The sequence below is a fragment of the Pseudocitrobacter cyperus genome (genome assembly GCF_039889165.1).
Lineage (GTDB): Bacteria > Pseudomonadota > Gammaproteobacteria > Enterobacterales > Enterobacteriaceae > Pseudocitrobacter > Pseudocitrobacter cyperus.
Window position 1 is genome coordinate 1 of the sequence record NZ_JAYMYY010000013.1, and the last position, 23,781, is coordinate 23,781.

At 53.0% G+C, this 23,781-nt stretch carries 21 protein-coding genes and 1 riboswitch; of the genes, 11 read left to right on the forward strand and 10 right to left on the reverse strand.

Annotated features, from left to right (window positions below; all coding sequences use genetic code 11):
* The 10 genes from VSR74_RS22410 to dcuB form a co-directional block, all read left to right on the forward strand.
* A partial coding sequence (locus tag VSR74_RS22410; RefSeq protein WP_445829202.1) for an EF-Tu C-terminal domain-related protein occupies positions 1–166 on the forward strand: 166 nt, incomplete at its 5' end.
* Positions 167–388: 222 nt separating this feature from the next.
* Entirely contained in the window at positions 389–772 is a 384-nt protein-coding gene (gene secE / locus VSR74_RS22415) for a preprotein translocase subunit SecE (RefSeq protein ID WP_003862342.1), read from the forward strand.
* 1 nt (position 773) lies between these two features.
* A complete protein-coding gene (nusG, locus tag VSR74_RS22420) occupies positions 774–1,319 on the forward strand; it encodes a transcription termination/antitermination protein NusG (RefSeq protein ID WP_003862341.1) in 546 nt (181 codons plus the stop codon).
* Positions 1,320–1,474: 155 nt separating this feature from the next.
* Positions 1,475–1,903, forward strand: a complete 429-nt coding sequence (gene rplK / locus VSR74_RS22425; RefSeq protein ID WP_015966392.1) for a 50S ribosomal protein L11 — start codon at positions 1,475–1,477, stop codon at positions 1,901–1,903.
* A 3-nt stretch (positions 1,904–1,906) separates the two neighbouring features.
* Entirely contained in the window at positions 1,907–2,611 is a 705-nt protein-coding gene (gene rplA, locus VSR74_RS22430; RefSeq protein ID WP_347796736.1) for a 50S ribosomal protein L1, read from the forward strand.
* 300 nt (positions 2,612–2,911) lie between these two features.
* A complete protein-coding gene (gene rplJ / locus VSR74_RS22435) occupies positions 2,912–3,409 on the forward strand; it encodes a 50S ribosomal protein L10 (RefSeq protein WP_001207203.1) in 498 nt (165 codons plus the stop codon).
* Between the two features lie 66 nt (positions 3,410–3,475).
* Positions 3,476–3,841 (forward strand): 50S ribosomal protein L7/L12, encoded by a 366-nt coding sequence (gene rplL / locus VSR74_RS22440; RefSeq protein ID WP_002445276.1) that lies wholly within the window; start codon positions 3,476–3,478, stop codon positions 3,839–3,841.
* 320 nt (positions 3,842–4,161) lie between these two features.
* The gene (gene rpoB / locus VSR74_RS22445) at positions 4,162–8,190 is read left to right on the forward strand and encodes a DNA-directed RNA polymerase subunit beta (protein ID WP_347796737.1); all 4,029 of its coding nucleotides are present in this window, start codon (positions 4,162–4,164) and stop codon (positions 8,188–8,190) included.
* A gap of 76 nt (positions 8,191–8,266) precedes the next feature.
* Complete coding sequence (rpoC, locus tag VSR74_RS22450; RefSeq protein WP_347796738.1) at positions 8,267–12,490, forward strand: DNA-directed RNA polymerase subunit beta'; 4,224 nt, start codon at positions 8,267–8,269, stop codon at positions 12,488–12,490.
* A gap of 271 nt (positions 12,491–12,761) precedes the next feature.
* Positions 12,762–14,102 (forward strand): anaerobic C4-dicarboxylate transporter DcuB, encoded by a 1,341-nt coding sequence (gene dcuB / locus VSR74_RS22455; protein WP_347796739.1) that lies wholly within the window; start codon positions 12,762–12,764, stop codon positions 14,100–14,102.
* A gap of 42 nt (positions 14,103–14,144) precedes the next feature.
* Here dcuB and VSR74_RS22460 read toward each other — a convergent pair whose 3' ends face one another.
* The 10 genes from VSR74_RS22460 to rsd all read right to left on the reverse strand — a co-directional run bounded on the left by VSR74_RS22460 (position 14,145) and on the right by rsd (position 22,883).
* Positions 14,145–14,453: a PTS lactose/cellobiose transporter subunit IIA gene (locus VSR74_RS22460; RefSeq protein ID WP_347796740.1), complete on the reverse strand. Its 309-nt coding sequence runs from the start codon at positions 14,451–14,453 to the stop codon at positions 14,145–14,147.
* Positions 14,454–14,459: 6 nt separating this feature from the next.
* A complete protein-coding gene (locus VSR74_RS22465; RefSeq protein ID WP_347796741.1) occupies positions 14,460–14,765 on the reverse strand; it encodes a PTS sugar transporter subunit IIB in 306 nt (101 codons plus the stop codon).
* A 180-nt stretch (positions 14,766–14,945) separates the two neighbouring features.
* Positions 14,946–16,487, reverse strand: a complete 1,542-nt coding sequence (locus tag VSR74_RS22470; RefSeq protein WP_347796742.1) for a sensor domain-containing diguanylate cyclase — start codon at positions 16,485–16,487, stop codon at positions 14,946–14,948.
* Between the two features lie 303 nt (positions 16,488–16,790).
* Positions 16,791–17,921: a 2-iminoacetate synthase ThiH gene (thiH, locus tag VSR74_RS22475; RefSeq protein ID WP_347796743.1), complete on the reverse strand. Its 1,131-nt coding sequence runs from the start codon at positions 17,919–17,921 to the stop codon at positions 16,791–16,793.
* Positions 17,918–18,688, reverse strand: coding sequence for a thiazole synthase (gene thiG / locus VSR74_RS22480; protein WP_347796744.1), 771 nt, complete (start codon positions 18,686–18,688; stop codon positions 17,918–17,920). Before thiG ends, thiH begins: the two co-directional genes overlap by 4 nt.
* 1 nt (position 18,689) lies before the next feature.
* The gene (thiS, locus tag VSR74_RS22485; RefSeq protein WP_347796745.1) at positions 18,690–18,890 is read right to left on the reverse strand and encodes a sulfur carrier protein ThiS; all 201 of its coding nucleotides are present in this window, start codon (positions 18,888–18,890) and stop codon (positions 18,690–18,692) included.
* Positions 18,874–19,626 carry a thiazole biosynthesis adenylyltransferase ThiF gene (gene thiF / locus VSR74_RS22490; RefSeq protein ID WP_347796746.1) on the reverse strand — a complete coding sequence of 251 codons (753 nt, stop codon included), beginning with the start codon at positions 19,624–19,626 and terminating at the stop codon, positions 18,874–18,876. Before thiF ends, thiS begins: the two co-directional genes overlap by 17 nt.
* Positions 19,619–20,254 (reverse strand): thiamine phosphate synthase, encoded by a 636-nt coding sequence (thiE, locus tag VSR74_RS22495; RefSeq protein WP_347796747.1) that lies wholly within the window; start codon positions 20,252–20,254, stop codon positions 19,619–19,621. The genes thiF and thiE overlap by 8 nt, the downstream gene beginning before the upstream one ends.
* Positions 20,254–22,149 carry a phosphomethylpyrimidine synthase ThiC gene (thiC, locus tag VSR74_RS22500; protein ID WP_347796748.1) on the reverse strand — a complete coding sequence of 632 codons (1,896 nt, stop codon included), beginning with the start codon at positions 22,147–22,149 and terminating at the stop codon, positions 20,254–20,256. The genes thiE and thiC overlap by 1 nt, the downstream gene beginning before the upstream one ends.
* Before the next feature lie 85 nt (positions 22,150–22,234).
* Positions 22,235–22,344, reverse strand: a riboswitch (TPP riboswitch).
* 50 nt (positions 22,345–22,394) lie between these two features.
* On the reverse strand, positions 22,395–22,883 hold the full coding sequence (gene rsd, locus VSR74_RS22505; protein ID WP_347796749.1) for a sigma D regulator: 489 nt from the start codon (positions 22,881–22,883) through the stop codon (positions 22,395–22,397).
* 96 nt (positions 22,884–22,979) lie between these two features.
* Between rsd and nudC the strand changes: the two genes are divergently transcribed.
* Positions 22,980–23,753 carry an NAD(+) diphosphatase gene (gene nudC, locus VSR74_RS22510; RefSeq protein ID WP_347796750.1) on the forward strand — a complete coding sequence of 258 codons (774 nt, stop codon included), beginning with the start codon at positions 22,980–22,982 and terminating at the stop codon, positions 23,751–23,753.
* The last annotated feature ends 28 nt before the right edge of the window (positions 23,754–23,781 follow it).

The window sequence follows — 23,781 nt, forward strand, 5'->3', positions numbered from 1 at the left end:
CACCATCGAACTGCCGGAAGGCGTAGAGATGGTAATGCCGGGCGACAACATTAAAATGGTTGTTACCCTGATCCACCCGATCGCGATGGACGACGGTCTGCGTTTCGCAATCCGTGAAGGCGGCCGTACCGTTGGCGCGGGCGTTGTTGCTAAAGTAATGAGCTAATTGCTGATAACATTTGACGCAATGCGCAATAAAAGGGCATCATTTGATGCCCTTTTTGTACGCTGTCGAACCAGAACCTGGCTCATCAGTGATTTTATTTGTCATAATCATTGCTGAGACAGGCTCTGAAGAGAGCGTTTAGTCCGAAACTTACTTTCGGTTTGGATCGCCTCGCACCCGCGGGGTGAAAATGTTTGTAGAATTCTTCTGACAGGTTGGTTTATGAGTGCGAATACCGAAGCTCAAGGGAGCGGGCGCGGCCTGGAAGCGATGAAGTGGGTTGTGGTTGCGGTGCTGCTGATTGTGGCTATCGTAGGCAACTACCTTTATCGTGACATGATGCTGCCATTGCGCGCGCTGGCCGTAGTAATTCTTATTGCTGCAGCGGGTGGTGTCGCGCTGTTAACGACAAAAGGAAAAGCGACCGTTGCGTTTGCACGCGAAGCGCGTACTGAAGTTCGTAAGGTTATCTGGCCGACTCGCCAGGAAACATTACATACTACGCTTATCGTTGCTGCGGTTACCGCGGTAATGTCGCTGATCCTGTGGGGACTGGATGGTATTCTGGTTCGCCTGGTCTCTTTTATCACTGGCCTGAGGTTCTAAGATGTCTGAAGCACCTAAAAAGCGCTGGTACGTCGTTCAGGCGTTTTCCGGTTTTGAAGGCCGCGTAGCGACTTCGCTGCGTGAGCATATCAAATTACACAACATGGAAGAGCTGTTTGGCGAAGTCATGGTTCCGACTGAAGAAGTCGTAGAGATCCGTGGCGGCCAGCGTCGCAAAAGCGAGCGCAAATTCTTCCCTGGTTACGTTCTGGTTCAGATGGTCATGAACGACGCGAGCTGGCACCTTGTGCGCAGTGTACCGCGCGTAATGGGCTTCATCGGCGGTACTTCTGACCGTCCGGCGCCAATCAGCGACAAAGAAGTGGATGCGATTATGAACCGCCTGCAACAGGTGGGTGATAAGCCACGTCCGAAAACGCTGTTTGAGCCAGGTGAGATGGTTCGCGTTAACGACGGCCCGTTTGCTGACTTTAACGGCGTGGTTGAAGAAGTGGATTACGAGAAGTCCCGTCTGAAAGTTTCCGTTTCTATCTTCGGTCGTGCGACCCCGGTAGAACTGGACTTCGCGCAGGTCGAAAAAGCGTAATACTGCGATCAAAAAAGCAGCGATTTAGTCGTTGCATGAGGCGCGAAATTGGCATACAATTTCGCGCCTTTTGTTTTTATGGGCTGAGCCCGTAAAACGATATTTATCACGGGGAGCCTCATCGAGGCGCTATTACCCAATTAGAGGAAATTGCAATGGCTAAGAAAGTACAAGCCTATGTTAAGCTGCAGGTTGCGGCTGGTATGGCAAACCCGAGTCCGCCGGTTGGTCCAGCACTGGGTCAGCAGGGTGTGAACATCATGGAATTCTGCAAAGCGTTCAACGCAAAAACTGATTCCATCGAAAAAGGTCTGCCGATTCCGGTTGTTATTACCGTTTACGCTGACCGTTCTTTCACCTTCATCACCAAGACTCCGCCGGCTGCAGTTCTGCTGAAAAAAGCTGCTGGTATTAAGTCTGGTTCCGGTAAGCCGAACAAAGAGAAAGTGGGTAAAATTTCTCGCGCTCAGCTGCAGGAAATCGCGCAGACCAAAGCTGCCGACATGACTGGCGCCGACATTGAAGCGATGACTCGCTCCATTGAAGGTACTGCACGTTCCATGGGCCTGGTAGTGGAGGATTAAGAAATGGCTAAACTGACCAAGCGTATGCGCGTGATCCGTGAAAAAGTTGATGCAACTAAACAGTACGACATCAACGAAGCTATTGCTCTGCTGAAAGAGCTGGCCACTGCTAAATTCAACGAAAGCGTTGACGTTGCTGTTAACCTCGGCATCGACGCTCGTAAATCTGACCAGAACGTGCGTGGCGCAACTGTACTGCCGCACGGTACTGGCCGTTCCGTTCGCGTAGCCGTATTTACCCAGGGCGCAAACGCTGAAGCTGCTAAAGCTGCAGGCGCTGAACTGGTAGGTATGGAAGATCTGGCTGAGCAGATCAAAAAAGGCGAAATGAACTTCGACGTAGTTATTGCTTCCCCGGATGCAATGCGCGTTGTTGGCCAACTGGGTCAGGTTCTGGGCCCGCGCGGCCTGATGCCAAACCCGAAAGTTGGTACTGTAACTCCTAACGTTGCTGAAGCGGTTAAGAACGCTAAAGCAGGTCAGGTTCGTTATCGTAACGACAAAAACGGCATCATCCACACCACCATCGGTAAAGTGGACTTTGACGCTGACAAACTGAAAGAAAACCTGGAATCTCTGCTGGTTGCGCTGAAAAAAGCAAAACCGACTCAGGCGAAAGGCGTGTACATCAAGAAAGTTAGCATCTCCACCACCATGGGTGCAGGTGTTGCAGTTGACCAGGCAGGCCTGAGCGCTGCTGCAAACTAATGCCTTTACGTGGGCGGTGATTTTGTCTACAATCTTACCCCCACGTTTGCTAACAATTAATTGTTAGCGGCTAAAAGATTTGTTCGTTGGAGCCTGGCCTATCCAGGCCTCCGTCGAAGACCGCAGGTGTTTCGCAAGAAACTTAATCCCCTGCGTAGACGGTGACAGAACGCTAAGATTATTTTTTAAAGTACTCTTTGGCTTGTTTCTGCTCACCGTATTTAAGACGCTCTCTCCATTTTGGAGGAGTGAAGTGAGTTCCAGGGCATGAGCCCTGGCAAACATCCAGGAGCAAAGCTAATGGCTTTAAATCTTCAAGACAAACAAGCGATTGTTGCTGAAGTCAGCGAAGTAGCCAAAGGCGCGCTGTCTGCAGTAGTTGCGGATTCCCGCGGCGTAACTGTGGACAAAATGACTGAACTGCGTAAAGCAGGTCGTGAAGCTGGCGTATACATGCGTGTTGTTCGTAACACCCTGCTGCGTCGCGTAGTTGAAGGTACTCAGTTCGAGTGCCTGAAAGACACGTTTGTTGGTCCGACCCTGATTGCATACTCTATGGAACACCCGGGCGCTGCTGCTCGTCTGTTCAAAGAGTTCGCGAAAGCGAATGCAAAATTTGAGGTCAAAGCTGCAGCCTTTGAAGGTGAGTTGATCCCGGCATCGCAAATCGATCGCCTGGCAACCCTGCCGACCTACGAAGAAGCAATTGCACGCCTGATGGCAACCATGAAAGAAGCTTCGGCTGGCAAACTGGTTCGCACTCTGGCTGCTGTACGCGATGCGAAAGAAGCTGCTTAATCGCAGTTATCTTTATAAAGCATTTGCTTACGTATAAACTTATTCTGATTTTCAGGAACAATTTAAATGTCTATCACTAAAGATCAAATCATTGAAGCAGTAGCAGCTATGTCCGTAATGGACGTTGTAGAGCTGGTTTCTGCAATGGAAGAAAAATTCGGTGTTTCCGCTGCTGCTGCTGTAGCTGTAGCTGCTGGCCCGGCTGAAGCTGCTGAAGAAAAAACTGAATTCGACGTAATTCTGAAAGCTGCTGGCGCTAACAAAGTTGCTGTTATCAAAGCAGTACGTGGCGCAACTGGCCTGGGTCTGAAAGAAGCTAAAGACCTGGTAGAATCTGCACCGGCTGCGCTGAAAGAAGGCGTGAGCAAAGACGACGCAGAAGCACTGAAAAAATCTCTGGAAGAAGCTGGCGCTGAAGTTGAAGTTAAATAAGCCAACCCTTCCGGTTGCAGCCTGAGAAATTAGGCTGATGGCTGGTGACTTTTTAGTCACCAGCCTTTTTGCGCTGTAAGGCGCCAGTAGCATTTCACACTGTTTGACTACTGGTTGTCCTGACAATGCTTGTTTCTATCGACGACTTAATATATTGCGACAGGGTGCTCGCTCTGTGTAAATCGCGATGAAATGGTTTAAGCGTGATAGCAACAAGCATTGCGGAAAGTGTTCCATTTTCCGGTCAACAAAATAGTGTTGCACAAACTGCCATTCAATTGGGCAGATGGGTCGACTTGTCAGCGAGCTGAGGAACCCTAATGGTTTACTCCTATACCGAGAAAAAACGTATTCGTAAGGATTTTGGTAAACGTCCACAAGTTCTGGATGTGCCTTATCTCCTTTCTATCCAGCTTGACTCGTTTCAGAAGTTCATCGAGCAAGATCCTGAAGGACAGTATGGTCTGGAAGCTGCTTTCCGTTCCGTATTCCCGATTCAGAGCTACAGCGGTAACTCCGAGCTGCAATACGTCAGCTACCGTCTTGGCGAACCGGTGTTTGACGTCCAGGAATGTCAGATCCGTGGCGTGACCTACTCCGCACCGCTGCGCGTAAAACTGCGTCTGGTGATCTACGAGCGTGAAGCGCCGGAAGGCACCGTTAAAGACATTAAAGAACAAGAAGTCTACATGGGTGAAATTCCGCTCATGACGGACAACGGTACCTTTGTTATCAACGGTACCGAGCGTGTTATCGTTTCTCAGCTTCACCGTAGTCCGGGTGTCTTCTTTGACTCCGACAAAGGTAAAACCCACTCTTCGGGTAAAGTGCTGTATAACGCGCGCATCATCCCTTACCGTGGTTCCTGGCTGGACTTCGAGTTCGATCCGAAGGACAACCTGTTCGTCCGTATTGACCGTCGCCGCAAATTGCCTGCGACCATCATTCTGCGTGCGCTGAACTACACCACTGAGCAGATCCTTGACCTGTTCTTTGAGAAAGTGGTCTTCGAAATTCGCGACAACAAGCTGCAGATGGAGCTGGTACCGGAACGCCTGCGTGGTGAAACCGCTTCCTTCGACATCGAAGCTGACGGCAAAATCTACGTCGAAAAAGGCCGCCGCATCACTGCGCGCCACATTCGCCAACTGGAAAAAGACGATATCAAACATATCGAAGTTCCGGTTGAGTACATTGCTGGCAAAGTTGCGTCTAAAGACTACGTTGACGAATCTACTGGCGAGCTGATCTGCCCGGCTAACATGGAGCTGAGCCTGGATCTGCTGGCTAAGCTGAGCCAGTCTGGCCACAAACGCATCGAAACGCTGTTCACCAACGATCTGGACCACGGCCCGTACATCTCTGAGACTGTACGCGTCGACCCAACTAACGATCGTCTGAGCGCGCTGGTTGAAATCTACCGCATGATGCGCCCGGGTGAGCCGCCGACTCGTGAAGCAGCAGAAAGCCTGTTTGAGAACCTGTTCTTCTCCGAAGACCGCTACGATCTTTCCGCGGTCGGTCGCATGAAGTTCAACCGTTCTCTGCTGCGCGACGAAATCGAAGGTTCCGGTATCCTGAGCAAAGAAGACATCATCGAAGTGATGAAGAAGCTCATCGATATCCGTAACGGTAAAGGCGAAGTCGATGATATCGACCACCTCGGCAACCGTCGTATCCGTTCCGTTGGCGAAATGGCGGAGAACCAGTTCCGCGTTGGCCTGGTGCGTGTAGAGCGTGCGGTGAAAGAGCGTCTGTCTCTGGGCGATCTGGATACCCTGATGCCTCAGGATATGATCAACGCCAAACCGATTTCTGCAGCAGTGAAAGAGTTCTTTGGTTCCAGCCAGCTTTCTCAGTTTATGGACCAGAACAACCCGCTGTCTGAGATTACGCACAAACGTCGTATCTCCGCACTCGGCCCAGGCGGTCTGACCCGTGAGCGTGCAGGCTTTGAAGTTCGAGACGTACACCCGACTCACTACGGTCGCGTATGTCCAATCGAAACGCCTGAAGGCCCGAACATCGGTCTGATCAACTCCCTGTCCGTGTACGCACAGACAAACGAATACGGCTTCCTCGAGACGCCGTATCGTAAAGTGACCGACGGTGTGGTAACCGACGAAATTCACTACCTGTCTGCTATCGAAGAAGGCAACTACGTTATTGCTCAGGCGAACTCCAACCTGGACGATGAAGGCCACTTCGTAGAAGACCTGGTAACCTGCCGTAGCAAAGGCGAATCCAGCTTGTTCAGCCGTGACCAGGTTGACTACATGGACGTATCCACCCAGCAGGTGGTATCCGTCGGTGCGTCCCTGATCCCGTTCCTGGAACACGATGACGCCAACCGTGCATTGATGGGTGCGAACATGCAACGTCAGGCGGTTCCAACTCTGCGCTCTGATAAGCCGCTGGTTGGTACTGGTATGGAACGTGCTGTTGCCGTTGACTCCGGTGTTACTGCAGTTGCTAAGCGTGGCGGTACTGTTCAGTACGTGGATGCTTCCCGTATCGTTATCAAAGTTAACGAAGACGAGATGTACCCGGGCGAAGCAGGTATCGACATCTATAACCTGACCAAATACACCCGCTCTAACCAGAACACCTGTATCAACCAGATGCCTTGCGTATCTCTGGGCGAGCCGGTTGATCGTGGTGATGTGCTGGCAGATGGCCCGTCTACCGACCTCGGTGAACTGGCGCTGGGTCAGAACATGCGCGTGGCATTCATGCCATGGAACGGTTACAACTTCGAAGACTCCATCCTCGTATCCGAGCGTGTGGTTCAGGAAGACCGTTTCACCACCATCCACATTCAGGAACTGGCATGCGTGTCCCGTGACACCAAGCTGGGGCCGGAAGAGATCACTGCTGATATCCCGAACGTGGGTGAAGCTGCGCTCTCCAAACTGGATGAATCCGGTATCGTTTATATCGGTGCAGAAGTGACCGGTGGCGACATTCTGGTTGGTAAGGTAACGCCGAAAGGTGAAACCCAACTGACGCCAGAAGAGAAGCTGCTGCGTGCTATCTTCGGTGAGAAAGCGTCTGACGTTAAAGACTCTTCTCTGCGCGTACCGAACAGCGTATCGGGTACCGTTATCGACGTTCAGGTCTTCACCCGCGATGGCGTGGAAAAAGACAAACGTGCGCTGGAAATCGAAGAGATGCAGCTCAAACAGGCGAAGAAAGACCTGTCTGAAGAACTGCAGATCCTCGAAGCTGGCCTGTTTAGCCGTATCTATGCTGTGCTGGTTGCCGGTGGCGTTGAAGCTGAGAAGCTCGACAAACTGCCGCGCGATCGCTGGCTGGAACTGGGCCTGACCGACGAAGAGAAACAAAATCAGCTTGAACAACTGGCTGAGCAGTACGACGAACTGAAACACGAGTTCGAGAAAAAACTCGAAGCGAAACGCCGTAAAATCACGCAAGGCGACGATCTGGCACCGGGCGTGCTGAAAATCGTTAAGGTATACCTGGCCGTTAAACGCCGTATCCAGCCTGGTGACAAAATGGCAGGTCGTCACGGTAACAAGGGTGTTATCTCTAAGATCAACCCGATCGAAGATATGCCGCACGATGCTAACGGTACGCCGGTAGATATCGTACTGAACCCGCTGGGCGTACCGTCTCGTATGAACATCGGTCAGATTCTGGAAACTCACCTGGGTATGGCTGCGAAAGGTATCGGCGATAAGATCAACGCCATGCTGAAACAGCAGCAGGAAGTCGCGAAACTGCGCGAGTTCATCCAGCGTGCCTACGATCTGGGTGCCGACGTTCGTCAGAAAGTCGACCTGAACACCTTCAGCGATGAAGAAGTTCTGCGTCTGGCTGAGAACCTGCGTAAAGGTATGCCAATCGCAACGCCGGTCTTCGACGGTGCGAAAGAGTCTGAAATCAAAGAGCTGTTGCAACTGGGTGGCCTGCCGACTTCCGGTCAGATCACACTGTTCGACGGCCGTACTGGTGAACAGTTCGAGCGTCAGGTAACCGTGGGTTACATGTACATGCTGAAACTGAACCACCTGGTCGATGACAAAATGCATGCGCGTTCTACCGGTTCTTACAGCCTGGTTACTCAGCAGCCGCTGGGTGGTAAGGCGCAGTTCGGTGGTCAGCGCTTCGGGGAGATGGAAGTGTGGGCGCTGGAAGCATACGGCGCGGCATACACCCTGCAGGAAATGCTCACCGTTAAGTCTGATGACGTGAACGGCCGTACTAAGATGTATAAGAACATCGTAGACGGTAACCATCAGATGGAACCGGGCATGCCGGAATCCTTCAACGTACTGTTGAAAGAGATCCGTTCGCTGGGTATCAACATCGAGCTGGAAGACGAGTAACTCTCGCTCAAACAGGTCACTGGTGCTGGCGTAACAGCCAGCACCAGATTGTGCTAACTCCGACGGGAGCAAATCCGTGAAAGATTTATTAAAGTTTCTGAAAGCGCAGACTAAAACCGAAGAGTTTGATGCGATCAAAATTGCTCTGGCATCGCCAGACATGATCCGTTCATGGTCTTTCGGTGAAGTTAAAAAGCCGGAAACCATTAACTACCGTACGTTTAAACCTGAACGTGACGGCCTTTTCTGCGCCCGTATCTTTGGGCCGGTAAAAGACTACGAGTGCCTGTGCGGTAAGTACAAGCGCCTGAAACACCGTGGTGTGATCTGTGAGAAGTGCGGCGTTGAAGTGACCCAGACCAAAGTACGTCGTGAGCGTATGGGCCACATCGAGCTGGCGTCTCCGACTGCGCACATCTGGTTCCTGAAATCTCTGCCGTCCCGTATCGGCCTGCTGCTGGATATGCCGCTGCGCGATATCGAACGTGTTCTGTACTTCGAATCCTATGTGGTTATCGAAGGCGGTATGACCAATCTGGAACGTAACCAGATCCTGACCGAAGAACAGTATCTGGACGCGCTGGAAGAGTTCGGTGACGAGTTCGACGCGAAGATGGGTGCGGAAGCTATTCAGGCCCTGCTGAAAAGCATGGATCTGGAGCAAGAGTGTGAAACTCTGCGTGAAGAGCTGAACGAAACCAACTCCGAAACCAAGCGTAAAAAGCTGACCAAGCGTATCAAACTGCTGGAAGCGTTCGTTCAGTCTGGTAACAAACCAGAGTGGATGATCCTGACCGTTCTGCCGGTACTGCCGCCAGATCTGCGTCCGCTGGTTCCGCTGGATGGTGGTCGTTTCGCAACTTCTGACCTGAACGATCTGTATCGTCGCGTCATTAACCGTAACAACCGTCTGAAACGTCTGCTGGATCTGGCTGCGCCGGACATCATCGTACGCAACGAAAAACGTATGCTGCAGGAAGCGGTCGACGCCCTGCTGGATAACGGTCGTCGCGGTCGTGCGATCACCGGTTCTAACAAACGTCCTCTGAAATCTTTGGCCGACATGATCAAAGGTAAACAGGGTCGTTTCCGTCAGAACCTGCTCGGTAAGCGTGTTGACTACTCCGGTCGTTCTGTTATCACCGTAGGTCCATACCTGCGTCTGCATCAGTGCGGTCTGCCGAAGAAAATGGCGCTGGAGCTGTTCAAACCGTTTATCTACGGCAAGCTGGAACTGCGTGGTCTCGCTACCACCATTAAAGCTGCGAAGAAAATGGTTGAGCGCGAAGAAGCTGTCGTTTGGGATATCCTGGACGAAGTTATCCGCGAACACCCGGTTATGCTGAACCGTGCACCAACACTGCACCGTTTAGGTATCCAGGCATTTGAACCGGTTCTGATCGAAGGTAAAGCCATTCAGCTTCACCCGCTGGTTTGTGCGGCATATAACGCCGACTTCGATGGTGACCAGATGGCTGTTCACGTACCGCTGACGCTGGAAGCCCAGCTTGAAGCGCGTGCGCTGATGATGTCTACCAACAACATCCTGTCACCTGCGAACGGCGAGCCAATCATCGTTCCGTCTCAGGACGTTGTATTGGGTCTGTACTACATGACCCGTGACTGTGTTAACGCCAAAGGCGAAGGCATGGTGCTGACTGGCCCGAAAGAAGCTGAGCGTATTTATCGCGCTGGCCTGGCCTCTCTGCATGCGCGCGTTAAAGTGCGTATCACTGAATACGAAAAAGATGAAAACGGCGAGTTCGTTGCGAAAACCAGCCTGAAAGACACGACCATCGGCCGTGCCATTCTGTGGATGATCGTACCGAAAGGTCTGCCTTTCTCCATCGTCAACCAGGCGCTGGGTAAGAAAGCGATCTCCAAAATGCTGAACACCTGCTACCGTATTCTGGGCCTGAAACCGACCGTTATTTTTGCGGACCAGACGATGTACACCGGCTTTGCTTATGCAGCGCGTTCAGGTGCATCCGTTGGTATCGATGACATGGTCATCCCGGAGAAAAAATACGAGATCATCAGCGAAGCGGAAGCTGAAGTTGCTGAGATCCAGGAACAGTTCCAGTCTGGTCTGGTAACCGCTGGCGAACGCTACAACAAAGTTATCGATATCTGGGCTGCGGCGAACGATCGCGTATCCAAAGCGATGATGGATAACCTGCAGACCGAAACCGTGATTAACCGTGACGGCGTAGAAGAGCAGCAGGTTTCCTTCAACAGCATCTACATGATGGCCGACTCCGGTGCGCGTGGTTCTGCGGCACAGATTCGTCAGCTTGCGGGTATGCGTGGTCTGATGGCGAAGCCGGATGGCTCCATCATCGAAACGCCAATCACTGCGAACTTCCGTGAAGGTCTGAACGTACTCCAGTACTTCATCTCGACCCACGGTGCTCGTAAAGGTCTGGCGGATACCGCACTGAAAACAGCGAACTCCGGTTATCTGACGCGTCGTCTGGTTGACGTTGCACAGGATCTGGTTGTTACTGAAGACGATTGTGGCACGCTGGAAGGCATCACCATGACCCCGGTTATCGAGGGTGGTGACGTTAAAGAGCCGCTGCGCGATCGCGTTCTGGGTCGTGTGACTGCGGAAGATGTTCTGAAGCCGGGTACTGCGGACATTCTGGTTCCACGCAACACGCTGCTGCACGAGCACTGGTGTGACCTGCTGGAAGAGAACTCCGTTGACTCCGTGAAAGTACGCTCCGTCGTATCTTGTGACACCGACTTTGGTGTTTGTGCGCACTGCTATGGTCGTGACCTGGCGCGTGGCCACATCATCAACAAAGGTGAAGCTATCGGTGTTATCGCGGCACAGTCCATCGGTGAACCGGGTACACAGCTTACCATGCGTACCTTCCACATCGGTGGTGCGGCATCGCGTGCGGCTGCTGAATCCAGCATCCAGGTGAAAAACAAAGGTAGCATCAAGCTCAGCAACGCGAAGTCTGTTGTTAACTCCAGCGGTAAACTGGTTATCACCTCGCGTAACACTGAACTGAAGCTGATCGACGAATTTGGTCGTACCAAAGAGAGCTATAAAGTGCCTTACGGCTCTGTTATGGCGAAAGGTGATGGCGAACAGGTTGCTGGCGGCGAAACCGTTGCAAACTGGGATCCGCACACCATGCCGGTTATCACCGAAGTAAGCGGTTTTGTTCGCTTCACTGACATGATCGACGGCCAGACCATTACTCGTCAGACTGACGAGCTGACCGGTCTGTCTTCTCTGGTGGTTCTGGATTCTGCTGAACGTACCGCGGGTGGTAAAGATCTGCGTCCGGCACTGAAAATCGTTAATGCTCAGGGTAACGACGTTCTGATCCCTGGCACCGATATGCCTGCGCAGTACTTCCTGCCGGGTAAAGCGATTGTTCAGCTTGAAGATGGCATCCAGATCAGTTCTGGTGACACCCTGGCGCGTGTTCCGCAGGAATCTGGCGGTACCAAGGATATTACCGGTGGTCTGCCGCGCGTTGCTGACCTGTTCGAAGCACGTCGTCCGAAAGAGCCGGCAATCCTGGCTGAAATCAGCGGTATCATTTCCTTCGGTAAAGAAACCAAAGGGAAACGTCGTCTGGTTATCACCCCGGTAGACGGTAGCGATCCGTACGAAGAGATGATTCCGAAATGGCGTCAGCTCAACGTGTTCGAAGGTGAACGTGTAGAACGTGGTGACGTGGTTTCTGATGGGCCGGAAGCGCCGCACGACATTCTGCGTCTGCGTGGTGTTCATGCTGTGACTCGTTACATCGTTAACGAAGTCCAGGACGTATACCGTCTGCAGGGCGTTAAGATTAACGATAAACACATCGAAGTTATCGTTCGTCAGATGCTGCGTAAAGCCACCATCGAAAGCGCAGGTAGCTCCGACTTCCTGGAAGGCGAACAGGTTGAATACTCTCGCGTCAAGATTGCTAACCGCGATCTGGAAGCGAACGGCAAAGTTGCGGCAACTTACTCCCGCGACCTGCTGGGTATCACCAAAGCGTCTCTGGCAACCGAGTCCTTCATCTCTGCGGCATCGTTCCAGGAGACCACGCGTGTCCTGACCGAAGCAGCCGTTGCGGGTAAACGCGACGAACTGCGCGGCCTGAAAGAGAACGTTATCGTGGGTCGACTGATCCCGGCCGGTACCGGTTATGCGTATCACCAGGATCGTATTCGCCGCCGTGCAGCAGGTGAAGCACCTGTCGCACAGCAGGTGAGTGCGGAAGAAGCGTCTGCCAGCCTGGCAGAACTGCTGAACGCAGGCCTCGGCGGTTCCGATAACGATTAATCGTTAAGGTAGCGCTTAAAAAGCCAGTCGGGTTTCCCGGCTGGCTTTTTTTATATCTGTAGATTATCAATGGATAAAAATTCTACATGTATCATAAAACCACACAAATAAAGTGGGTATAGTCAAAGCATTAAATTAATCAGGCAAATATTTCCAGTTCTTGGCTTCAAAGCGCTGGGCGGGTTTTATTTGCTCTGTGAAACATGATGGAGGATAGCCCTTAAAAAATTGCATCAAAACTGGATATTAACGGACAGGATTTGGGGGACGCATGGATTTTGCTATACAACTCATTATCATCTTGATTTGTTTATTCTACGGCGCCAGAAAAGGCGGCATTGCGCTTGGTCTTTTAGGCGGTATTGGACTGGTTATTCTGGTTTTTGTGTTCCATCTTCAGCCGGGAAAACCGCCTGTTGATGTGATGCTGGTGATCATTGCCGTGGTGGCGGCATCGGCAACGCTTCAGGCTTCCGGTGGCCTGGATGTGATGCTGCAAATTGCGGAAAAACTTTTGCGGCGCAATCCGAAGTATGTCTCAATTGTCGCGCCTTTTGTGACCTGCACGCTGACAATCCTGTGCGGTACGGGTCATGTTGTGTATACCATTCTGCCCATTATTTATGATGTGGCGATCAAGAATAATATACGACCAGAGCGCCCAATGGCGGCAAGCTCCATTGGCGCGCAAATGGGGATTATTGCCAGCCCGGTTTCCGTCGCCGTGGTTTCATTAGTCGCTATGCTCGGTAATTTCACCTTCAACGGCAAGCATCTCGAATTTCTCGATCTCTTATCTATTACCATTCCTTCCACGCTGCTCGGGATACTGGCGATTGGCATTTTCAGTTGGTTCCGTGGCAAAGATTTAGATAAAGATCAGACGTTCCAGGCGTTTATTGCGATACCGGAAAACCGTCACTACGTGTACGGCGATACCGCGACGCTGCTGGATAAAAAATTGCCCACCAGTAACTGGGTGGCAATGTGGATATTTTTGGCTTCTATCGCCGTCGTGGCTCTGCTGGGAGCCTTCTCAGAACTGCGACCTGCTTTTAACGGTAAGCCGCTGTCGATGGTGCTGGTAATCCAGATGTTTATGCTGCTCTCTGGCGCGCTAATTATTATCGTCACCAAAACCAACCCGGCATCGATTTCCAAAAACGAAGTCTTTCGTTCGGGGATGATTGCTATCGTTGCGGTGTACGGCATTGCCTGGATGGCGGAGACGATGTTTGGCGCGCACATGTCTGAAATTAAGGGCGTGTTAGGGGAGATGGTGAAGGAGTATCCGTGGGCCTATGCCATTGTCCTGCTGCTGGTCTCCAAGTTCGTTAACTCCCAGGCCGCGGCACTGGCCGCGATTGTTCCCGTTGCGCTGGCGATTGGTGTTGACCCTGCATATATCGTGGCGTCGGCACCGGCCTGTTATGGCTACTATATTCTGCCGACTTACCCAAGTGACCTGGCGGCGATTCAGTTCGATCGCTCCGGGACAACGCATATTGGGCGTTTTGTCATTAACCACAGCTTTATTCTGCCCGGTTTAATTGGCGTGAGCGTGTCATGCGTATTTGGTTGGGTATTCGCAGGGATGTACGGTTTTCTGTAATAAAAAGCAGGTGCCTTATGGCACCTGCTTTAAAATAGCTTATTACGCGGTACGACGATAAAGTTCGATCATATCCGTTGCTAAGTCCTGAATGACCATCGCATTCATCAGGTGATCCTGTGAGTGCACGGTAATCAGGTTAACCGGTAATTTACCGGTGCCTTCATCCAGACCAATGAGCTGGGTCTGAATGGTGTGTGCGTGCTTCACATAATCATGTGACTCCGCCATCGCTTTCTCTGAACCGTCGAAATCGCCTTTGCGTGCCAGTTGTAACGCGGTTAATGCCGCACTACGCGCAGCGCCAGCGTTAACTAATAGTTCCATAATGGTGGTTTCTAAATCTTCCATGACAGTTTACTCCATCAGCTTGAGGGCTTTATCCAGAACGGCATCGCCTTTCATCATGCCGTAATCCATCATATCGATCACCGCCACTTTTTTGCCCAGTGGTTCGGCCAGCGCCTGGAGTTTGGCTTGCTCATACTTGACCTGTGGGCCAAGCAGAATAATATCGGCTTCGTTGAGATTGTCTTTAAATTCCGCAACCGGTACGGCTTTGATGGAGACCTCAACCCCTTTCTTTTGAGCTGCGTCTTTCATTCGTTGAACCAGCATACTGGTGGACATACCTGCAGCACAGCATAAAACGATGTTCTTCATAATTCGCCCTCATGTTCCTTGATATCTCATCTTTATCGCGGGCAAGAATGTTCAACAACCGCTTTGCTTTGATTGTGTGTAAGGCATCACAAAGAAAGGGTGAAAAAACTGAAACCGGTTACATTTTTGCGAGTGATGATAAAAAAGCCCGCATGCGGGCTGTTTCAGGAAGGGAGAGGTTTAGACCACAGTTGTGCGCAAAATCCGGTTTTTCCCCTGCTGCTTGGCTTTATAGAGCGCCTCATCAACGCTAACAATAAGCTGTTCCAGAGACTCCATATTCCACTCGCCTAGTCCGGCGCTGAAGGTGACTGTCAGCCCCTCTTCGCGCCAGGTTCTTTGCGCGACATTAACGCGCCAGTTTTCCAGTAGCGTCCGCGCCGAATCAATGAATGGCGCCGGGAAGATGATGGCAAACTCCTCGCCGCCGTAACGATAAATTGAGATGTCATGCGGTTGCAGAAGCTGAATACCTTCACGTGCAACGTTACGCAACACGATGTCACCGTTCAGATGGCCCCAGGTATCATTGATCGATTTGAAATTATCGACGTCAACCAGCGCCAGTGCGAAAGGTTGGTGATCGTTCATCAACGCAGCAATATCGCTGTCGAAGGCGCGACGATTTTTACAGCCCGTCAGCGCGTCGATAGTGGCTTGACGCACGTAAGCTAATTCCCGCTCTTTGTTTGTTTCGATAGCTTTACTGAGCATCGCCTCAAGTCGCGGGGCGCGATTGACATCGCCGGTTTTAATGGCATTGATGATGTTCATCAACACGGTGCGCGAGGCATGGCGAAGATAGAGCCCGAAGACGATGATCACGAATGCCGCTACCGCAAAGCCCCATGCGACAATAATACTTTCCCGGTGTGCCAGCTCGGCGAGAGTGTTATCAGAGACTTTGTAAATGACGAACCAGTCAGGGTTAGTGAAGGAGTAATAGTAGAGCCAGGAATGACTCTTCGCATCATGAAGTTCTCCTTCGCCATTGGTCATCTGATCCATCAGTGGCTCAGAGACCATATTGCTGAACAAGCGTGTCGTATCCGGGTGAAGTACCGCTTTCCCGTCCCGGTTGACGACAAAAAACTCTCCGCTAACGGGTGACTGCATCTGCCGTAGGGTATAGCTCATGGATGGGAGATCGAGATGGAATGCCAGCGTGCCTTTCAGCTTACCATCAGGAGACACCACGGGTTTCGCGATGGTGATGGTCGTTTCGCGGGTAAAGTGGTCGGTATAGGGTTGTGTATAGCGGGAAAACAATCCTGAGTCGCCCTGAGCACGGAACCAGGGGCGCTTTGTTGCGTCAAAACTGCTACTGTCAGGCGTGGCCATCACCTGAGGTACGCGCAGATAATCGCCTTTTGCATCCGCAACGGAGATGGATGTCACCGTTGGCATCAGCGCCAGTAAATGCATCATCAACTCCGTCCCTTTCTCCGGGTCGCGATTGACAACGTTATCCAGTTGCTCGTTATTCGATAAGAAGGTCGCTGCGCGGTTTAAAATATAATCATCTTCACGCAGTATCGATTCCATGTAATTCACCGCCATATTGTGGGTGAAATTACGATTGATGTGGTGGTATTCCCTGATGATGTCATTGCGCTGATTCAGTATTACCAGTGTTGCAATGATCAAAAAGCTCAGAAGGATACCTGCGAAGCTGACGATTATCGGCGTGGTAAACGACAGTTTCCTGCTATGAATGCTCATAACGTTTTCTTCGTTCCAGAAGGTGAGTGGCAAAAGTATAAGGGGTCAGGCGGTGTTCTATGGTGATAGATAAAAATTATAAATTCCTTGCTGTATATAGGGTAATCAAATCAGAAAGGCAAAAATAGCTACCGATTATCTTAAAAGTCGTGCGGAGGCAGGGCGGTAGAGGAAGAAAGAGCCGCCCTGGTCAACGTCCTGTTGACCAGATAAGCCTATGCGGTAGAGGTTTTAACGACAATATACAATGTTGCTTCCTGCGATCGGCTACGTAAGTCTTTTCATCGGCTTACATCACTCTCTTCAGGGTTGCGAGGCGCGTCCCAACCAGCCATCCCAGTCTTTCCATACGGGCTGTAACCCACGCTCGCGTAGCGCATCGGCAACCGCTTCTGGCCGGCGCGCATCGTGCGGAGAAAACTGCTCCAGCTCGGGATGATCGTCGGCGTATCCGCCAGGCTGCGTTTTCGAGAAGGCGCTGACGTTATTAATCGCCAGTGGAATGACGTTGTCGCGAAACCACGGTGACTCGCGGGTCGAGAGCGACAGCTCAATTTCCGGCGAGAAGAGGCGAAACGCGCAAATTACCTGCACAAGCTGCTTCTCATCCATAATCGATGCCGGTTCGATGCCGCCCGCGCAGGGGCGCAGGCGTGGGAACGAGACAGAGTAGCGGCTTTGCCAGTAATGATGTTGCAGCCACAGCAGATGCTCGGCCACCATAAAACAATCCACGCGCCAGCTATCGGATAGACCAATTAGCGCGCCGAGGCCGATCTTATCAATCCCGGCCTGGCCAAGCCTGTCTGGCGTATCCAGCCGCCAGAAGAAATCCTGCTTTTTCCCTTTCAAATGATGATGGGCATACTGCGCTTCGTGATAGGTCTCCTGATAGACCATCACGCCATCTAACCCCAGCGTTTTCAGTTCAGCGTACTCTTCGGTGGAGAGCGGCTGTACTTCCATCTGTAAAGATGAAAACTGGCTGCGGATGGCGGGAAGATGGCGGCGGAAATAGTCCATCCCGACCTTATTTTGATGCTCGCCAGTCACCAGTAGCAGATGCTCGAAATTCATCGCGCGGATGGCGGCGCACTCCCTGGCGATTTCGGCCTCGTCCAGCGTCTTGCGCTTGATGTGGTTACTCATCGAGAAACCGCAGTAGGTACAGTCGTTGGCGCACAGATTCGAGAGATACAGTGGAACGTAAAAGCTGACGGTGTTGCCGAAGCGCTGACGGGTGAGTTGCTGTGCCCGCTGCGCCAGCGGTTCAAGATAATCGGCGGCGGCGGGGGAGAGCAGCGCCATCATATCGTCGCGCGTCAGATGGCGGGCGGCCAGCGCGCGCTCAACGTCAGCAGCGGTTTTGCTGCTGATTTTCAGGCGCAGATCGTCCCAGTTGAGTTCACGCCAGCGATCGCTAAAGGTATTCATGCACTGGCCTCCAGAAAACCGGTTAACGGGCTGGTGGCGATGGCATGAGTGCTGCGTGAACCCGGAACGGCCTGTCGCGCCAGGATACCGGCATCGACCGCCATGCGAAACGCGTGTGCCATCAGCACGGGATCATCAGCCACTGCGATAGCCGTGTTCACCAGAACCGCGTCGGCGCCCATTTCCAGCGCCTGTGCCGCGTGGCTCGGCACGCCAATTCCTGCATCGACCACCACCGGAACATTCGCCTGCGCAATGATAATCTCTAACATTGCGCGGGTTTCCAGCCCCTGATTGGAACCAATGGGCGCGCCCAGCGGCATCACGGCGGCGCATCCCGCTTCTTCAAGACGCTTACACAGCACCGGATCTGCGCCGCAATAGGGCAGCACCACAAAACCCTCTTTCACCAGTAGTTCAGCGGCTTTCAGGGTTTCGATCGGGTCGGGCAACAGCCAGCGTGCGTCAGGGTGAATTTCCAGCTTCAGCCAGTTTGTCCCCAGCGCTTCCCGGGCTAACTGCGCGGCGAATACCGCTTCTTCCGCCGTTTTCGCGCCGGAGGTATTCGGCAACAGCGTGACGCCCGCTTCGCGCAGCGGTTGCAGAATGGCATCGTTATTCTGGCGTAAATCGACGCGCTTCATTGCCAGCGTGACCAACTGACTACCCGATGCGCGAATCGCATCGACCATCATCTTCGATGAGGCGAATTTTCCGGTACCCGTAAATAAATGAGAATCAAAGATTTTATCGGCAATACGTAACATGTCAGCCCCCGGCTATAACCTGGAAAAGCAGGATCTGATCGCCGTCCTGCACAATGTGATGTTCCCAACGCTCGCGCGGCAGGATTTGCTGATTGAGCGCCAGCGCGACGCCCGGTTTTAACTGTTCCAGTTTGGTGAGCAGGGCGGTGACGGAGAGTCCTTCCGCGCACTGCATGGGTTCGTCATTAAACTGAATCTGCATGGCGACCTCCACAAACCGGGCAGCCCGCCGCGCGATGCAGCGCCAGGTTTCTCCACTGGTGCGCGCGGGCGTCAAACAGACGTAAGGTATTGCTGGTGGGCATACCGCTTAACAGCTTGATGGCTTCCAGCGCCTGCAATGTCCCCATTACGCCAACCACCGGGCCGACGACGCCTGCTGTGCGGCAGTTGCGCTCTGGTTCGGCATCGTCCGGCCACAGACAACGGTAACAGCCTTGCGTCCACGGCGGCGTCAGTACCATTATCTGCCCGCCGAACCCTACCGCGCTTGCGGTGATCAGCGGCGTGTTCAGCGCCACACAGGCGGCGTTAATCGCCTGGCGCGTTGCCATGTTATCGGTGCAATCGAGCACCAGATCCACTTCTTGTACCGCCTGCCTGAGCGCATCGCCCGCCAGCCGCTGGGTGAGCGTTGTGAGAGTGATATCCGGGTTTAATGCGGCCAGTCGCTCGCGTGTCGCATCCGCTTTGGCGCGGGCGATGTCGTGCGTGGTAAACGTAATCTGACGGTGAAGATTGCTGAGATGGACTTCGTCATCGTCGGCAAGCACTAATGTGCCGACGCCCGCGCCGGCAAGATAGAGCGCCGCAGGCGCGCCCAACCCGCCGAGCCCGACGATAAGCACCCGGCTGGCGAGCAATTTTTGCTGGCCCTCCACGGCGATATCCTCCAGTAACATCTGGCGGCTGTAGCGCATGAAATCGCGATCATTCATCGCCCACTCCTGCCAGCGCCAGTAGCTTTGCGGTGGCGTCGCGCCAGTCTGCGGCCTGCGTAATCGCACTCACGACAGCGATGCTGCCGACGCCGGTCGCCAGCACCGCTGGGGCGCGTTCAAGGCTGATACCGCCAATGGCAACCGTCGGGTAATCTCCCAGCCGTGAGATATGTACGGCGAGTTGCTCCACCCCCTGCGGCGCGGAAGGCATCTGCTTGGTTTGCGTGGGGAATACGTGGCCAAGGGCGATGTAGGAAGGCTGCGCCGCCAGCGCGACGTCAATTTCCATATCATCATGGGTCGACACGCCAAGCCGTAAGTTGGCTGCGCGAATCGCATCGAGATCGGTCGTTTCCAGATCTTCCTGCCCCAGATGCACGCCATAAGCCTGGTGTTTAATCGCCAGACGCCAGTAGTCATTAATAAACAAACGCGCGTTATAGCGCCGACCCAACGCGATGGCGGCGATGACATCAGCCTCTACCTCATCATCCTGCTTATCTTTTATGCGTAGCTGGATTGTGCGCACACCGGCTTCCAGCAAACGTGCGATCCACTCCACGCTATCGACAACGGGATAGAGACCTAAACGGAAAGGAACCGGGGGAAAATGGGGCTGATACATTATTGATTCTCCTGAGGGATATAAATTTCGCCACCCCGGGCGCGGAACTGCCCGGACATCCCGGCCATGCCATCCTCCACGGCTTGTTGCGCTGCGTAATCGCGCACTTCCTGGGTGATTTTCATGGAACAGAATTTGGGGCCGCACATGGAGCAGAAATGAGCAACCTTGCCAGATTCCTGCGGCAGTGTTTCATCGTGATACGCACGGGCGGTGAAGGGGTCGAGGGCGAGGTTGAACTGATCTTCCCAGCGAAATTCAAAGCGCGCTTTCGACATGGCGTTATCGCGAATTTGCGCGCCGGGATGGCCTTTTGCCAGGTCTGCCGCATGGGCGGCTATCTTATATGTGATAAGCCCTTGTTTTACGTCTTCTTTGTTGGGTAAGCCAAGGTGCTCTTTTGGCGTCACATAACAGAGCATGGCGCAGCCGAACCAGCCAATCATTGCCGCGCCAATCCCGGAGGTGAAATGGTCGTAACCAGGGGCAATGTCGGTGGTGAGCGGCCCGAGTGTATAAAAAGGCGCTTCGTGGCAGTGTTCCAGCTCTTCAGTCATATTGCGGCGGATCATCTGCATTGGCACATGGCCGGGGCCTTCAATCATCACCTGTACGTCATACTCCCAGGCGATTTTCGTCAGCTCACCCAGGGTATGCAGTTCGGCAAATTGAGCTTCATCGTTAGCATCCTGAATGGAGCCCGGGCGCAGGCCGTCGCCCAGTGACAGCGAGACATCATAGGCCGCACAGATTTCACAGATTTCGCGGAAGTGCTGATAGAGGAAGTTTTCCTGATGATGCGACAGGCACCATTTCGCCATGATCGATCCGCCGCGTGACACAATCCCCGTCAGGCGTTTGGCGGTCATCGGCACGTAGCGCAGCAGTACGCCCGCATGAATGGTAAAGTAGTCGACGCCCTGTTCCGCCTGCTCCAGCAGTGTGTCGCGGAACGCTTCCCAGGTGAGATCTTCAGCGATCCCGTTGACCTTCTCCAGCGCCTGGTAGATCGGTACTGTGCCAATCGGTACCGGGCTGTTGCGCAGGATCCACTCGCGGGTTTCATGGATGTAGCGACCCGTTGAGAGATCCATCACCGTATCGGCTCCCCAGCGTGTCGCCCACACCAGTTTTTCCACCTCCTCCTCAATAGAGGAGGTGACTGCCGAGTTGCCAATATTGGCGTTCACCTTCACCAGGAAGTTGCGCCCGATGATCATCGGTTCTGATTCCGGATGATTAATATTGGCCGGGATTATCGCCCGACCAGCCGCCACTTCGGCGCGCACGAACTCAGGCGTAATATTTGGCGGCAGCAACGTACCGAAACTTTGCCCCGGATGCTGCTGACGCAGCGCTTCGCTGCGAATACGCTCGCGCCCCATGTTTTCGCGCAGGGCGATGAACTCCATCTCCGGGGTGATTACCCCCCGGCGCGCATAGTGCAGTTGGGTGACGCGTTTGCCGGGTCGCGCACGTTTTGGTGTCAGCAGGCCGGTGAAGCGCAGCGCATCGAGAAACTCATCTGCCAGGCGTGACTGGGTATAGGCGGAGCTGCGCGCTGTTAACGTTTCGCTATCTGCACGCGCATCAATCCATGGCTGGCGAAGTTTTGCCAGCCCCTGGCGAACATCAATCGTTTCTGCCGGGTCGCCGTAGGGGCCAGATGTATCGTAAACCGGAATCGCTTCGTTCTCTTCGAACTGCGGGTTCTCTTTGCTTCCGCCGATGAGCGTCGGGCTTAGCTGGATCTCGCGCATGGGGACGCGCACGCCAGCCTGTGAGCCTGTAAGATAAATACGGCGCGAGTTAGGGAAAGCAGTGCCTTCCAGAGTATGAATAAAGCGTTGAGCCTGTTCGCGTTGTTCGCGGCGGGTTAGTTTTGTTGTAGACATAGCGCATACCAGATTGAAAGGATATGGCTTGTCAGACGACGGATGGAGTAATGGCTGCACAGCGCCCGTGAAGGCAAAGGCATAAAACTAAATTACTCTTGTTCCCTTCGCAGGTATTAGCCTGATCAGGTTCCGCGGATCCCGAATTAACGGTCTCAGCCTGTGCTTTCACACGTGGCACTCCGACAAGATGTAGCCCCTCTAAAGGGGCAATGAATGTAAACTACGCGTTAATGCGTAAAATCTCAAGCGGGACGTTTGATCCCGCCATTCTCGTGCATTGCATCCAGCACAAGCATAATTAGCTTATCTTCGAGTTCAAAACGCGCCTCCAGCGCTTCGCCGATATCCGACAACGCCTGTTGAAATTCAAAGCAATTATCGTGATCGATGGCCGTCTCCAGGCTGGAGTCGTAGTATTCCATAATTAACTGGGTATTGGCTTCCAGCCTGGGCCAGATTTTGGTGGCGGTTAAAAGCGCATTGTCGCCTTCCAATTTATGGAGAATGCGTTCATAAATACTGAAGTGACAGGAGGAGAGGTAGTCCACCAGTCGCTGACAAAAATCATCCAGTGCTTTTTCATTCAGCCGTATAAACGATTCTTTGCCAGGCTTAATCCCAATCAGGTTGGAATAAGCGACAAGCAATTGCTTGCGTATGTTGAGCCAGCGGTCGACCAGTTTGTTACTGCCTCCAACATGCTCCGTCAGGCTTTCGAGCTGGTTTAACATGTGATTGACTCCGCACAAGTGGGTTTAAAGACTGCGCACTAAGATGTAACGATAATGTAAATAACATGCCAGTGAAGCAAAGGTAGTGCAATAGATATGGATCGTATAATTGAAAAATTAGACATCGGCTGGTGGGTCGTCAGCCATGAGCAAAAATTATGGTTGCCGGGCGGTGAATTACCCTGGGGCGAAGCGGGAAATTTCGATCTTGCGGGGCAACGCGCGCTGCGGATTGGTGAATGGCAAGGCTCGCCGGTGTGGCTGATTCAGCAACCACGTCGCCATGATATGGGCTCGCTGCGGCAAATTCTCGACCAGGATGCGGGCCTGTTTCAACTGGCCGGGCGTGGCGTGCAGTTAGCGGAGTTCTACCGCTCGCATAAATTCTGCGGCTACTGCGGGCATACCATGCACCCGAGTAAAACCGAGTGGGCAATGCTCTGCGGCCACTGCCGCCAACGCTACTACCCGCAAATCGCCCCCTGCATTATCGTCGCTATCCGCCGTGATGATTCCATTCTGCTGGCCCAACATACCCGTCATCGCAATGGCATACATACCGTACTGGCCGGGTTTGTCGAAGTGGGCGAAACGCTCGAGCAGGCCGTCGCGCGTGAAGTGATGGAGGAGAGCAGTATAAAAATCAAAAACCTGCGTTATGTCACTTCCCAGCCATGGCCATTCCCGCAATCGCTGATGACCGCGTTTATGGCCGAATATGACAGCGGCGATATCGCGATCGACCCGAAAGAGCTGCTGGAAGCTAACTGGTATCGCTATGACGATTTACCGCTTTTGCCGCCGCCAGGAACCGTCGCACGTCGGCTTATCGAAGACACTGTCGCACTCTGCCGGGCAGAGTATGAGTGACACTCATGTTACACTGGCGTGAAAGAGC

Coding starts and splice junctions, on each gene's coding strand:
- thiF (WP_347796746.1), bottom strand. CDS start 19,626: ATGAATGATCGCGATTTCATGCGCTACAGCCGCCAGATGTTACTGGAG.
- rplA (WP_347796736.1), top strand. CDS start 1,907: ATGGCTAAACTGACCAAGCGTATGCGCGTGATCCGTGAAAAAGTTGAT.
- dcuB (WP_347796739.1), top strand. CDS start 12,762: ATGGATTTTGCTATACAACTCATTATCATCTTGATTTGTTTATTCTAC.
- rpoB (WP_347796737.1), top strand. CDS start 4,162: ATGGTTTACTCCTATACCGAGAAAAAACGTATTCGTAAGGATTTTGGT.
- nudC (WP_347796750.1), top strand. CDS start 22,980: ATGGATCGTATAATTGAAAAATTAGACATCGGCTGGTGGGTCGTCAGC.
- nusG (WP_003862341.1), top strand. CDS start 774: ATGTCTGAAGCACCTAAAAAGCGCTGGTACGTCGTTCAGGCGTTTTCC.
- thiG (WP_347796744.1), bottom strand. CDS start 18,688: ATGTTACGTATTGCCGATAAAATCTTTGATTCTCATTTATTTACGGGT.
- thiH (WP_347796743.1), bottom strand. CDS start 17,921: ATGAATACCTTTAGCGATCGCTGGCGTGAACTCAACTGGGACGATCTG.
- VSR74_RS22470 (WP_347796742.1), bottom strand. CDS start 16,487: ATGAGCATTCATAGCAGGAAACTGTCGTTTACCACGCCGATAATCGTC.
- thiS (WP_347796745.1), bottom strand. CDS start 18,890: ATGCAGATTCAGTTTAATGACGAACCCATGCAGTGCGCGGAAGGACTC.
- VSR74_RS22465 (WP_347796741.1), bottom strand. CDS start 14,765: ATGAAGAACATCGTTTTATGCTGTGCTGCAGGTATGTCCACCAGTATG.
- rplJ (WP_001207203.1), top strand. CDS start 2,912: ATGGCTTTAAATCTTCAAGACAAACAAGCGATTGTTGCTGAAGTCAGC.
- secE (WP_003862342.1), top strand. CDS start 389: ATGAGTGCGAATACCGAAGCTCAAGGGAGCGGGCGCGGCCTGGAAGCG.
- thiE (WP_347796747.1), bottom strand. CDS start 20,254: ATGTATCAGCCCCATTTTCCCCCGGTTCCTTTCCGTTTAGGTCTCTAT.
- rplK (WP_015966392.1), top strand. CDS start 1,475: ATGGCTAAGAAAGTACAAGCCTATGTTAAGCTGCAGGTTGCGGCTGGT.
- thiC (WP_347796748.1), bottom strand. CDS start 22,149: ATGTCTACAACAAAACTAACCCGCCGCGAACAACGCGAACAGGCTCAA.
- rsd (WP_347796749.1), bottom strand. CDS start 22,883: ATGTTAAACCAGCTCGAAAGCCTGACGGAGCATGTTGGAGGCAGTAAC.
- rplL (WP_002445276.1), top strand. CDS start 3,476: ATGTCTATCACTAAAGATCAAATCATTGAAGCAGTAGCAGCTATGTCC.
- VSR74_RS22460 (WP_347796740.1), bottom strand. CDS start 14,453: ATGGAAGATTTAGAAACCACCATTATGGAACTATTAGTTAACGCTGGC.